Source organism: Rhodococcus sp. RDE2, assembly GCF_020885655.1.
GTDB classification, from domain to species: Bacteria; Actinomycetota; Actinomycetes; order Mycobacteriales; family Mycobacteriaceae; genus Rhodococcus; species Rhodococcus pyridinivorans.
This window is the reverse complement of the sequence record NZ_AP025186.1, coordinates 4917222-4929508: the sequence shown is the minus strand read 5'-3', so window position 1 is coordinate 4929508 and position 12287 is coordinate 4917222. Positions and strand designations below refer to the sequence as shown.

8 protein-coding genes and 1 pseudogene are annotated in these 12287 nt (G+C 62.7%); 6 read left to right on the top strand and 3 right to left on the bottom strand.

All coding sequences use genetic code 11. The features are described 5' to 3' along the window. Nucleotides 1–281: 281 nt before the first annotated feature. The gene (locus tag LPH33_RS22955; RefSeq protein WP_301850874.1) at nt 282–1361 is read right to left on the bottom strand and encodes a LysR family transcriptional regulator; all 1080 of its coding nucleotides are present in this window, start codon (nt 1359–1361) and stop codon (nt 282–284) included. 105 nt (nt 1362–1466) lie between these two features. On the opposite strand from LPH33_RS22955, the gene LPH33_RS22950 reads away from it, so the two are divergent. The 3 genes from LPH33_RS22950 to LPH33_RS22940 all read left to right on the top strand — a co-directional run bounded on the left by LPH33_RS22950 (nt 1467) and on the right by LPH33_RS22940 (nt 4359). Next, the gene (locus LPH33_RS22950; RefSeq protein ID WP_006553284.1) at nt 1467–1874 is read left to right on the top strand and encodes a hypothetical protein; all 408 of its coding nucleotides are present in this window, start codon (nt 1467–1469) and stop codon (nt 1872–1874) included. 34 nt (nt 1875–1908) lie between these two features. Then, nucleotides 1909–2778, top strand: coding sequence for an alpha/beta fold hydrolase (locus tag LPH33_RS22945; RefSeq protein ID WP_019288297.1), 870 nt, complete (start codon nt 1909–1911; stop codon nt 2776–2778). A gap of 135 nt (nt 2779–2913) precedes the next feature. Next, the gene (locus LPH33_RS22940) at nt 2914–4359 is read left to right on the top strand and encodes an NAD-dependent succinate-semialdehyde dehydrogenase (RefSeq protein ID WP_229566226.1); all 1446 of its coding nucleotides are present in this window, start codon (nt 2914–2916) and stop codon (nt 4357–4359) included. Nucleotides 4360–4470: 111 nt separating this feature from the next. On the opposite strand, the gene LPH33_RS22935 is transcribed toward LPH33_RS22940, so the two are convergent. Next, nucleotides 4471–5034, bottom strand: coding sequence for an MHYT domain-containing protein (locus LPH33_RS22935; RefSeq protein WP_229566224.1), 564 nt, complete (start codon nt 5032–5034; stop codon nt 4471–4473). Nucleotides 5035–5736: 702 nt separating this feature from the next. Between LPH33_RS22935 and LPH33_RS22930 the strand changes: the two are divergent. From LPH33_RS22930 to LPH33_RS22920, 3 genes and pseudogenes are all read left to right on the top strand, one after another. After that, nucleotides 5737–7380 (top strand): annotated as a pseudogene (locus LPH33_RS22930) (flavin-containing monooxygenase). Nucleotides 7381–7499: 119 nt separating this feature from the next. Beyond that, nucleotides 7500–8561: an alpha/beta fold hydrolase gene (locus LPH33_RS22925; RefSeq protein WP_024102233.1), complete on the top strand. Its 1062-nt coding sequence runs from the start codon at nt 7500–7502 to the stop codon at nt 8559–8561. Nucleotides 8562–8998: 437 nt separating this feature from the next. Further along, nucleotides 8999–10753, top strand: a complete 1755-nt coding sequence (locus LPH33_RS22920; protein WP_024102231.1) for a sigma-54-dependent Fis family transcriptional regulator — start codon at nt 8999–9001, stop codon at nt 10751–10753. Nucleotides 10754–11077: 324 nt separating this feature from the next. Here the strand turns inward: LPH33_RS22920 and LPH33_RS22915 are convergent, their stop codons facing one another. Then, nucleotides 11078–12259: a serine hydrolase domain-containing protein gene (locus LPH33_RS22915; protein WP_006553291.1), complete on the bottom strand. Its 1182-nt coding sequence runs from the start codon at nt 12257–12259 to the stop codon at nt 11078–11080. Nucleotides 12260–12287: the final 28 nt, after the last annotated feature.

The window sequence follows — 12287 nt, the reverse complement described above, 5'->3', positions numbered from 1 at the left end:
ACTACGTCTGTTGCGTGGCTCCGGACCGGGTTTGCATGTGGCGTTGTGTCACAAGACCTTCCGGAGCAGCGCGGGTAGTCACGCCCAGGTGTGCTGCACAACCAACGACACGGCGGTCTCCGGAGGGAGGCCGCCGTGTCGTTGGTTGTCTGCAACAGGTCCACGTCGGCTCGGGAAAGACTGTGACCGTTCGTGACGTCGAGCGGTACTCGCACGCTGAGCAATGGGTTCGGTAAGAAGGCACCAGTGATCGGAACGCTGATTCGAGGGGCCAGGAGAAGTCAGCCTGTCGTGCGGTGGGCACCTTCGGTGATCGAGTTGTGAGGCCGGGTGGACCATGCTCCGGGCACGGTGTGGAGCGAGGCCACAGCGCGTGCTGTGTCGATGAAATCCTGTACGGGTTTGGACGCGACATCCGTGCGCCAGGCGATGGACAGCGCCGTGGGCGGGATGTCGGTCACCGGAACGAATGCCAGGCTCGGTCTGCTGTAGAAGCGTTGCGTCGAGGCTTGTGAGAATGCCACGCCGCGCTCGGCGAGGATCGCTTCGAAGCATTCGTCGACGGTGGCGACGTCTGCGCCGACCCGCACCGGTTCGCCTTGGCGCGATTCTGTGGCCAGCCAGTAGTTTCGCCAGTTCTCGGGGGCTTTGCGTGCGACGAAGAACTCGTTGGTGACCTGTTCGACGCTCACCTCGGGCAACTGGGCGAGCGGATGATTCGCGGACACGACCATCACCCGGGGTTCGACGAACAGGGCTTCCATGCCCAGCCAGTCCTGCATCAACAGCGGGGGCCGAACGAAGGCGACATCGGAGGATCCGTCGGCCAACCCGACATACGGGTCGGAGAAATCGTAGGAATGCATCTGCACCTGGATGCCCGGATGCAGCGACTGGAACGTACTGAGAATGTGCGGTGTGAGCTCGGCAGCTGCGTTGCCTTGAAAGCCGATGACCAACTTGCGGGTACTGACGCCGTGGGCGGCTTCGCGGGTGAGGTTGACGGCTCGTTCGGCGTTCGCCAGCAACCGGCGGCTTTCGTCGAGCAGGATCTGGCCGGCAGGGGTCAGTTCGACATGCCTGCTGCTGCGCAGCAGCAGCACCGCGCCGAGGTTCTGCTCGAGTTTGCGGATCTGCACGCTCAGTGAGGGCTGAGCGATGTGCAGACGGGCGGCTGCGCGCCCGAAGTGCAGCTCTTCCGCAACTGCCACAAAATAGGACAGAAGTCGCAGGTCGAGCTGGGGTTGCATGTTTCCGAAGATAGCCAACACCACCCCGGGAGACCAGTAGTCATTGCCTATCGATCCGGGCCGGATAGGTATTGGACGCATCCGGCGGACACGAGGTGTGATGGCTGTCATGGCCGACACGGCATCCGGAGGCCAGCACTTTCCGGATTCGGGTCGGCATACCGGAGCGAGTGCTCGCACTCGGCCTCGCTGTCTCCCTCATCGAAGGAATCCCACATGACCGTCACTACGCGTGCCCTCGACACGGCCGACTGGGCTGCCTCGTTCACCGAGGCGAACAACACCGACCCCGAGATCCAGGCACACGGCAAGTACTTCACCTGCTCGTACCTGCTGGACATGACCGACCACACGTTCGTCATCCAGATGAGCCGCGGCAACGTGGTGGACATCGCGATCGACCCCGGTCCGCTGGATGTGCCGTACCAGTTCGCGCTGCGTGCCAGCGCCGAGACCTGGCGCAACTTCGGCGTCCCGGTGCCCGCCCCGATGTACCACGGCATCTGGGCCGCGAGCTTCCAGCGCGACATGAAGCTCGAAGGCGACATCCTGGTGCTGATGCAGAACCTGCGGTGCATCACCCGCCAGATCGAACTCCTGCGCACCGTCGGCGTCCCGGTCTGATCCTCCCACCCCCTTTGAGCCGTAAGGAACACTGATGAGCAAGATTTCCCCGGTCACCGGCCACTACGTCGACGTCGACGTCGACGGACTGCTGTACAAGGTCTTCTACCTCGAGAACGGCACCGGCCAGCCGCTGGTGTGCCAGCACACCGCCGGCTGCCACAACCACCAGTGGCGCGGTCTGCTCGAAGACGAGGAGATCACCGCCAACTACCGTGTCATCGCCTACGACCTGCCGCGGCACGGCAAGTCCGATCCGCCGGAGAACACCGAATGGTGGACCGAGGAGTACCAGCTTTCCGCGGACCACTTCGCCAATTTCATCGTGGCGTTGTGCGACGCGCTCGAACTCGAGAACCCGATCTTCATGGGATCCTCGTTCGGTGGGAACATCGCCCTGCAGCTTGCGCTTCGGCACCCTGACCGCTTCGCCGGCGTCATCCCTGTCGAGGGTGCGGACTATTCGCCGGGCTTCTACCTCGACTGGTGGCAGCACCCCCACGCCAACGCGGCACAGGTCTGCGCGAGCGGCGTGTGGGACCTGATGGCACCTCAGTCGCCGGAGGCGGATCGCTGGAAGACCTGGTTCTACTACAGCCAGGGTTCTGAGTCCTTCCGCGGTGACCTGCACTTCTACTCGGTCGATCACGACCTGCGCGGAAAGCTCGCGGACATCGACGGTGACCGGTGCCCGGTTGTGATGCTGACCGGTGACTACGACTACCTCACCACCCCCGAGGACAGCGCCCGGACCGCGGCGCAGATCCCGAACGCCGAGTTCATCGAGATGAAGGAGATCGGCCACTTCCCGATGAGCGAAAACCACACTGTCTTCCGTGGATATCTCATCCGGGCACTCGAAACCCTCCAGGACAAGGCACGCAAGTCCATCACCACCAGCTAGTACCCGCTCGCCCGCTCGGGTGTGGCCACCGAACGCGCGTGGCTACACCCGAGCGACCTGCATCGGCCTCGGCTCCCGGTTCGGGTGCCGACTGGTCGGGCGTGGCGATGAACCTTCACACACTCGGCAGGAGCTATGACCCACACTCTCCCCGCGGACGTCCCCACCCAACTCTGGGTCGGTGGAGAACTCGTCGATTCGTCTACCGGCACCACTTTCCCCGTAGAGGACCCCGCGACCGGTGCCGTGATTGCGCATGTCGCCGATGCCGCGCCCGAGGATGGACGCCGAGCTCTCGAACACGCCACTGCTGTGCAGGGGGACTGGGCGCGGACTCCCTCGCGTCGACGTGCCGAAATACTGCGCACCGCATTCGAACTCATCCACCAGCGGGCAGACGACCTCGCGCGCACCATCACTCTCGAGATGGGTAAACCGCTCCACGAGGCGTATGCGGAGATCGAATACGGCGCATCATTCCTGCACTGGTTTGCCGAGGAAGCGAACCGAATCAGCGGGCGAGTCTCGCCGTCCCCCTCGGGAACCGGCACCATCGTCGTCACCAGAGAACCGGTCGGGCCGGTACTGGCCATCACCCCCTGGAACTTTCCGTTGGCCATGGCCACGCGCAAGATCGGTCCAGCATTGGCGGCCGGATGTTCGATCATCGTCAAACCAGCGGCCGAAACGCCTTTGACGATGCTGCTCGTCGGTCAGATTTTCGCCGATGCGGGTCTGCCCGAGGGTGTGCTGTCGATTCTGCCGACCTCCGATGCTGCAGCGCTGACCGCACCACTGATCAGCAGCGCTGATCTGCGCAAGATCACGTTCACCGGATCCACCAGTGTCGGCAAGATGCTGGTTCGTCAATCAGCGGATCGGCTCCTGCGGATGTCGATGGAACTCGGAGGCAATGCCCCCTTCCTCGTGTTCGATGACGCTGATGTCGATGCAGCGGTCGACGGCGCGATGGCTGCAAAATTCCGCAACGGCGGCCAAGCATGTACAGCAGCCAACCGATTCCACGTCGCACGTAGCGTCGCAGAAGAGTTCAGCGAGAAGTTCACGGCACGCATCGGTGCCTTGCGCACCGGACACGGTCTCGACGCAGGAACCGATATCGGACCGCTGATCACCGCGAAGCAGTGCGCCACCGTCGATGCTCTGGTCGAAGACGCCGTCGCGAAGGGTGCGCGTATCCGCATCGGCGGTGGCCGTCCTGACGGGCCGGGAACGTTCTATTCCCCCACCGTTCTCGACGGCGTGAGTCCCGACGCGCGTCTGCTGCGTGAGGAGATTTTCGGCCCGGTAGCCGCGATCACCACCTTCGATACGGAGGACGAAGCGATCGCGGCGGCGAACAACACCGAATACGGCCTCGCTGCGTACTTCTACACCCAGAATCTCGACCGAGCGTCCCGAGTCGCCAACGCACTCGAGACCGGCATGGTCGGAATCAACCGAGGCATCATCGCCGACGCGGCCGCGCCCTTCGGAGGGGTGAAGGAGTCCGGCTTCGGCCGCGAAGGATCGGTCGAAGGTATCGACGAGTATCTCGCCACCAAGTACATCGCACACTGATCACCAGTGGCAGCATCCAGACCGGCGAATGCCCCTGCTCTCAACAAACACTCGTGCGCCGGGGGCTGGTGAAGGACCCGCCGAACGGTGGGTCCTTCACCAGAGAGGTGGTTACCGCACTCGTTCGTGTGGCACTACCTGCACATCACCCTTGCGAAGGGGGTCGGCAGGTCGACGCGGAACGTCTCGACGGGTGTCGAGTTCAGCTGTGGCCTCCTGCCCTCGGTCACCGGGGTAGGGGACAGCATCATTGATCTCCGCGCTCCACGTGGCGATCGCTTCGTCGACCTCGGTGTCGGCACTCTGACGAGCGAGCACCAATGCGACGAGCGGCGCCGCCAGTATGGTCGTGCCGAAAATGTATGCCTGAAGCATCGAATCGAGGAGCGTCGCGCCCTCCGGCGTGGTGGCGGTCGAGTCCAAGGACGCGTGAAATCCAGCCATGCCGCAGTAGGGCATCAGGCTCACCGCGAAGCCCATCATGGCGATGAAGTGGGTCATCCGGATCCCGACACCGCTGATGGACAAGGCTGCCATCACCAACCAGCGCCAGCATGTCGGACCGAGTGGGGTGGTAGCGGCTCGGCGAGCGCAGGACAGGCCGACGAAGGACCCGGCGATCGAGGTGCCGTAGGCGAGAAAGAGCGCCCACAGTCCCAGATCGAGATGGTGCATTTCGTGTGACATCAGTGTTCCTTATCAAGGCACGCTCAAGCACCTGCGCCGGCGGTGGCGCGCCGAACCGTCCGGGCAGGACTGCGATCTCGGCCCTCCGAGCAGCGACAGACTGTTCGTTTTGCATGATCATGCGTACTCTGAACAGGTTTATTCGTTCTCGTGGCCATGATTCGGTGAATTTCCCTTTCATTCGGGTAGTCGGGAAGCTGTGGTTCGTCCCGTCTTCGTGGCGGCTACCGGGGGATGAGGGATCAGGCGATGGGAATTCGAATTGCAGCTACCAGAACAGAGTTCGGATTCTGTGGCATCCAACGGTCGCGGTTGGAAGGCCGGAATGTGTCGGATCGCCGACTAAGTGCTCATATCGGTGCGGCGGCGACCCGAATCGAGATGGCGATCGCGGCGGTGTCGAGCATGCGGCAAGATGGGTCCGGAACTGGACTGGTGGCAGAAATGATTGCGTAACAGTATATTCCGGATATATTGCAGGACTCTGTGTCGAAGGTTGCCCACCGCGTCGTCGAAAACATCCCCCGAGTTGTAGATCGGTTCTGCTGGGGTGCTGGCGGTGCGAGAGGCGCCGGACTCGGTGATATCCGTGTCTGCGAAGCCGGGAAGTGTCCGAAGATGGGACAGCTGAGTGAGGCGCACATCACGATGATGGCTTCCACGTGACCTGAACTACAGAAAGGCTAGGACATGTCGCCTCACTCTTCCTCTGCGGTCGGACTTGCTGATACCGAGGTGTCACTCGAGCTGGACGCGTTGATCATCGGTGCGGGAGTCGCCGGCCTGTATCAGCTGCATCAGCTTCGCGAGCTGGGGCTGCGGGTGCGCGCCTTCGATACCGCCTCCGACGTCGGCGGCACCTGGTACTGGAATCGTTATCCGGGTGCTCGATTCGATTCGGAGGCCTACATCTACCAGTACCTGTTTTCCGATGAGCTGTACAAGAACTGGAGCTGGAGTCAGCGTTTCCCCGGCCAACCCGAGATCGAGCAGTGGTTGCATTATGTGACCGACAGTCTCGATCTGCGTCGCGACATCCAATTCTCGACGACGATCACCAGTGCGCATTACGTCGAGGACTCGAAGCGATGGATCGTGCGCACCGATCGCGGGGACACGATTGCCACCCAGTTCCTGATCACCTGCGCCGGCATGCTGTCGGCACCGATGTCGTCGGTGTTCGAGGGTCAGGAAAGCTTCGCCGGCCCGATCTTCCACACCTCTCGATGGCCGAAGGAGGGCGCCGATGTCGCGGGCAAGAAAGTTGCAGTGATCGGTGTCGGCGCCACCGGGATCCAGGTCATCCAGACCATCGCCGACAAGGTCGAACATCTGAAGGTGTTCATCCGTACACCGCAGTACGCCCTGCCGATGAAGAATCCGTCCTACGACGACCGGGATGTTGCCGCGTACAAGGAGCGCTTCGAGGAACTTCGCGCGACGTTGCCGCATACGTTCAGTGGCTTCGAGTACGACTTCGAGCATGCATGGGTCGACCTGACTCCCGAGCAACGGCGGAAAAGGCTCGAAGAGATCTATGACAACGGTTCACTCAAGCTCTGGCTCGCTTCTTTCGCGGAGGTGTTCTCCGATGAAGAGGTCAGTGAGCAGGTGTCCGAGTTCGTGTGAGAGAAGATGCGTGCGCGACTGAAGGATCCGAAGCTGTGTGAACTGTTGATTCCGACCGACTACGGCTTCGGTACACACCGGGTACCGCTGGAAACCAATTATCTCGAGGTCTACCACCGTCCGAATGTCGAAGCAGTGGGGGTGCGCACCAATCCGATCAGCCGAATCGTCCCGGAAGGGATCCTGTTGGACGACGGCACGCTGCACGAAGTCGACGTCATCATCCTGGCCACGGGATTCGATGCGGGATCCGGCGCGCTGACACGAATCGACATCCGTGGACGTGAGGACCGATCGCTCACGAGCGACTGGTCGCGTGACATCCGCACGACGATGGGCCTGATGGTGCACGGCTATCCCAACATGCTGACCACCGGTGCCCCACTCGCCCCCTCCGCGGCTCTGTGCAACATGACCACCTGTCTGCAGCAACAGACCGAATGGATCACCGAGTGCATCCGGCACATGCGTGAGCACGGGTACACCGTCATCGAACCGACCGTCGAGGGTGAGGGCGAATGGGTCGCCCACCACGACGAAACCGCGAATGCCACGCTGATCTCGAAGACCAATTCCTGGTACAACGGCGCGAACGTTCCCGGAAAACCGCGCCGCGTGCTGTCCTACACCGGCGGGGTCGGCACCTATCGAGAACTCACTCTCGCGGCCGCCGCGGCCGGCTACAAGGGATTCCAGCTGAGCTGACCTTCTCGGATATCCGACCCCTGCGGTCGACCACTGCTCGTCTCACCGCGGCGTACGCACATGTCATCGGGTGAGCACGCGCTGCTACCGCTTTCTCATAGCTCAGGAGGACGATCTCGATGATCGACAACCCGTACTACACGCACGACTTCCACGGTGATTACGACCTGATCGGCATCGGAGCCCTCGACCTCGAGGAGGGTGGGTCGATCCCGGACTGCCGGCTCGCAGTGGCAACGTTCGGAACGCTGAACGAAGCCAAGGACAACGCAATCCTCATCCCCACCTGGTACTCGGGGACCCACCAGATCTGGCGCGACGCATATATCGGTCCTGACCATGCTCTCGACCCGAGCAAGTATTTCATCGTCTGCGTGGATCAGATCGGCAACGGTCTGTCGACGTCTCCCCACAACGCCACCGGCGTCAACGCAGAGATCGCCATGTCGAACTTCCCTCGTGTTCGGATCGGGGACAATGTCGTGGCCCAGGAGCGGCTGCTCCGGGAGCATTTCGGTATCGAACGCCTCGCGTTGGTGACGGGAGGCTCCATGGGAGCTCAACAGACCTACGAATGGGCGGTGAGGTTCCCTGACAAGGTTCTGCGCGCCGCACCGATTGCCGGTACGGCACGCAACACTCCCGGTGATTTCTTGATCGCGGAGATCATGCGCGAAGCGATCCTGTCGGATCCGGGCTGGAACGGCGGCGAATACACCTCGCATACGCAGGTCGTCGACGGCCTCACCAGGCAGGCTCACATCTGGGGAGTGCTCGGATTCTCGACCGAGTTCTGGAAGCAAGAAGTATGGCGAGCAATGGAGTTCGAATCCCTGGACGCGTTCCTGACCGGATTCCTCGAGCCCTACTTCACGGCGATGGATCCCAACGCACTCCTCACTCAATCCTGGGCCTGGCAACGCGGCGACGTCTCTCGGCATACCGGGGGAGACCTGGCCGCTGCACTCGGACGGATCACCGCCAAGACCTTCGTGATTCCCATCGACGAAGACCAGTTGTTCCCGGTCCGCGACTGTGCTGCCGAGCAGGAACTGATCAAGGGCAGTGAACTGCGCGTGGTCGAAGATGTGCTCGGGCATTTGGGCCTGTTCGCTGTCGCTCCGACCTACATGCCGCAGATCGACCGCCACCTTGCGGATCTTCTCGCGATCGAGGTCTGAAGCGGTGCCGCCACGACAACGGTCCACGTGGGCGGGACGGTAGTGAGTGTGCCCGCCGGCGGTCGTGGCGGCAGAGAACATCGAGATTCTTGCGCGGTTGCCGGCGATGTCGACCTCTATGCGTAGGGCGGGGCAGGTGATGGAACGGGCTCGGCTTCCCCTGCGGGGTGAAGCCGAGCCCGGTGATCCGGTCGCCGTCGACGACCTGACGTCAGTCTCCTGATGGTGGTGTGCACCCCGGATCGCGGCAGTCGGTGGTCCGAGGAGTAGGCGCGGTGCGGACCGCGAGTGCCGATCCCCGGCCGGCGGGGTGGCCGTACCCGCCCCGCTACTGCCGTTGGAGACGGCAGATCGATGTCCTATTCTGGGACATCCATAGAATGTGACGTGCGGCACATTGAGGGGGATGGCAGTACTGCGACCTGCAAGGAAATGTGATGGACAGTGATAACCGCCGGCGCCGCGTGACCACCGCCCGGCATCTCCATGACCTCGCCGGTTCCCCCTCCGAGGACGTCTCACCCCTCATCGCACAGTCATGGCGACGCTCACGTCAGGCGGGTGTCATCCCGGACGGCTCGCACCTTCCACAGCTGCAGTACGTCGAAGACCTCGATCTTCGCCGACGACTGGTGCGATGCGCCCTGCCGATCCTCGATCGGCTCCATGACGACCTGTCCGACATGTCCCTCAGTGTCGCGTTGAGTGACGAGCATGCGCGTGTGCTGGTCCGGCGGGACAATGATCCCGTCCTCGCCGCGAAGCTGGACAAGGTGTACTTCGCTCCCGGGTTCACCTACGCCGAAGAGCTCGTCGGTACCAATGGAGTGGGCACAGCCCTCGAGACCGGGATGGCCGTCTACGTCGACGGCGCTCAGCACTATCACGAATCGATCCAGTATTTCACCTGTGCCGGCGCGCCCATTCACAACCCCACCACCGGCCGTGTCGAAGGACTGATCGACATCACAGGCTTGACCCACACATCGAACCCGTTGATGCGCCAGCTCGCCCTTGGAGCGGCTCGTGATATCGAGTCGGCTCTTCGCGCCACGGGATCGATCAAGCAACAGCTCGTGCTCGGCGAGTTCCTCGTCGCCTGTCGGCGCCGGCAGACGGCGGTGTACTCACTCAGTTGCGGTGTTTTCATGTCGAACGAGATCGGCTCGCGCCTTCTCGACCCGATCGACGAGGCTTTTCTCCGCGAGGAAGCACAGTCGATGCTCGATCCGTCACGAGTTGCCCAGTTCGACCTGCGCCTTCCGTCCGGAGGTAGCATCACCGTCAAGCGCACTCTCGTCGAACATGGCGGCGACATCGCCGGCATCGTCTTCGAAGTCGAGGCGACATCGTGTCCCACGAAGATCATGCAACCCCGGCGCACGGTTCCCGTGTTTCCGGGGGTGGCGGGGTCTTCGCTCCAATGGAACCGGTGTCGAGGGGAGTTGACGTCCCTCGCCGCGACAGATGCCAACGTGATCCTCAAAGGTGAACCAGGAAGCGGCAAACTCACTCTCGTTCGGGGCATGCACCTGTACAAGAATCCGCAGGCCCCGATTGTCGTCGTGGATTGCTCTGCTGAAAAGTCCGCTCACGAGGAATTGCGCACTGCGCTCGACTCCGCGGCGACCACGATCGTCCTTCGTCGCATCGACCGACTCGACGCGAGCACCGATGAGCTCTTTGCCGACCTCATATCCGCCGACCAGCACCGATACCCCGCTCGGTGGATCGTCGCGACCACATCTACTGATGGGGAAGCACTTCAGGATTCTGCTCTCGCCGAGCATTTCATCGCCACCGTCGAGGTCCTCGCATTGCGTCATCACCCCGATGACATCCCGGACATCATCCGAATGCACCTTGCACCTCACCGCGAAACCGCTTTCAGCGACGACACGATGCGAACCCTGAAGAAGTACCACTGGCCCGGCAACGTCCGTGAACTGGTCGGCACTCTCAATCACGTACTTCGCGCCAAGCCCGCGGGAACGATCGCAGTAGCTGATCTGCCTCCAGCGCTCAGCTCCGCGCCTCGCCGGACGATGACGGCAATGGAAAGAGTCGAGCGCGATGCCATAGTGGCTGCGCTACGGGACAGCGGTGGCAATCGTGTCGCCGCCGCGAAATTGCTGGGGATCGCAAGGTCGTCTCTCTACCGCAAGATCGACACGTTCGGCATCCACGTGTGATCGCGCAGAATGCGTGATCCGAGAGTCGTCCTATGGCCTTGCGTGCGGTAGCGGTGACTGTCGGAAGGTGCGGCCCTCGCGGCAAGCCCGTGGGAGACGGTGTTCGCGCTCGACCTGTTGCACCCAGACCTCGAACAGCGTGGCAACACCACACCGCTGCGGGTGTTTCGACACCCGCAGCGGTGTGGTGTCCGTGCGTCGGGTGGGGATTTCACCCGATCTCGTTGATGTCGTCGTGTGGCTGTTCGGCGAGCGCGCCGGTTACGCGAGCGGTCAACGGATCGAGGTCGATGTCCGGTGCCGCGGCCCGGGATGGAACCGGGGTCAGGAAAGGGCTCGGTAGACGGCGGTCTCCATGTCGAGGTAACCACCGAGCGAGCTGGGGTCGGCGAACGGGAAGATCTGCGTCGCCCAGTAGCCTCCGATCTTGTTGTGCCGGTCGATCCAGTAGTAGAGGTTGGCCAGGCCTGCCCAGGCGAGAGAGCCTGCGGGACGGCCCGTGGGTGCTTCGGTTTCGTTGGTCATGAACGTGTAGCACCAGCCCTTGCGCTGGCCAGGGAAGAACTCGGCGTCGTTCGACAGAGACCTGATGACACCCGGAAGCATCTTCACGGTCAGGTCGCCGAGGTCGTTTCTGGTCGCCCACTCGACGGTGTCGGGGCGGAGGATGACGGTGCCGTCGTCTGCCTCGCCGTCGTTGAGCCACATCCGGATGAAGGCGAGGTAGTCACCGACGGTGGAGAACAGTCCGTGCCCACCCATGTCGACCTCGGGCGGGGTGGGGATGACGAAATCGGTGGCCTGGAGTCCGTCGTCGGTGCGCTGGTGCATGGTCGCCAGACGCGCGCGCATGTCGTCGGACGGAGTGAAGGACGTCGATGTCATGCCGAGGGGGTCGAGGACTCGTGTCTTCAGCGCCTCGCCGAGGCGGGTGCCGACGATGCCTTCGATCACCTGGCCTGCCCAGTCGATATTCGAGCCGTACTCCCACTGGGTGCCGGGATCGAACAGCAGCGGTGTCTCGAGCGCGTCCTTGGTGGCGGTGACGATGCTGGGCTGACCGTGGTTCTCGGCGAGGCGGTTGTACGTCTCGTTGAAGAAGTCGTATCCGAAGCCGGCGGTGTGCAGCAGTAGTTGGCGGGTCGTGATGTCGGTCTTCGGTGCTCGCAGCATCGGCTCGCCGTTCGAGTCGAAGCCCTCGATGACCTGGAGTTCGCCGATCGCGGGCGCGTACTCCTCGGCCGGGGAATCCAGGTCGAGATCACCGGATTCCACGAGTTGCAGCGCCACGGTGCCGGTGAGGGCTTTGGTGGTCGAGAAGATGCTGAAGACGGTGTCATCGGTCATCGGTTGATCGTTGTCGACAGACCGTACCCCAGCGGACTCGATGAACAGGGTTTCCTGGTCGTTCGTCATGCCCGCTACTACTCCGGGCACGGCACCGCTGTTCACCGTGGTGTGGATGACTTCGCGGGCTGAGTCGACGACGCGTTGGGTATCGGACATGGGGGTTGTTCCTCTCGTTCGGTCGACA

Bases quoted from the DNA above. Each gene is read 5' to 3' on its own strand.
- LPH33_RS22950 (WP_006553284.1), top strand. From the start codon at position 1,467: ATGACCGTCACTACGCGTGCCCTCGACACGGCCGACTGGGCTGCCTCG.
- LPH33_RS22920 (WP_024102231.1), top strand. From the start codon at position 8,999: ATGGACAGTGATAACCGCCGGCGCCGCGTGACCACCGCCCGGCATCTC.
- LPH33_RS22925 (WP_024102233.1), top strand. From the start codon at position 7,500: ATGATCGACAACCCGTACTACACGCACGACTTCCACGGTGATTACGAC.
- LPH33_RS22915 (WP_006553291.1), bottom strand. From the start codon at position 12,259: ATGTCCGATACCCAACGCGTCGTCGACTCAGCCCGCGAAGTCATCCAC.
- LPH33_RS22935 (WP_229566224.1), bottom strand. From the start codon at position 5,034: ATGCACCATCTCGATCTGGGACTGTGGGCGCTCTTTCTCGCCTACGGC.
- LPH33_RS22955 (WP_301850874.1), bottom strand. From the start codon at position 1,361: ATGACAGCCATCACACCTCGTGTCCGCCGGATGCGTCCAATACCTATC.
- LPH33_RS22945 (WP_019288297.1), top strand. From the start codon at position 1,909: ATGAGCAAGATTTCCCCGGTCACCGGCCACTACGTCGACGTCGACGTC.
- LPH33_RS22940 (WP_229566226.1), top strand. From the start codon at position 2,914: ATGACCCACACTCTCCCCGCGGACGTCCCCACCCAACTCTGGGTCGGT.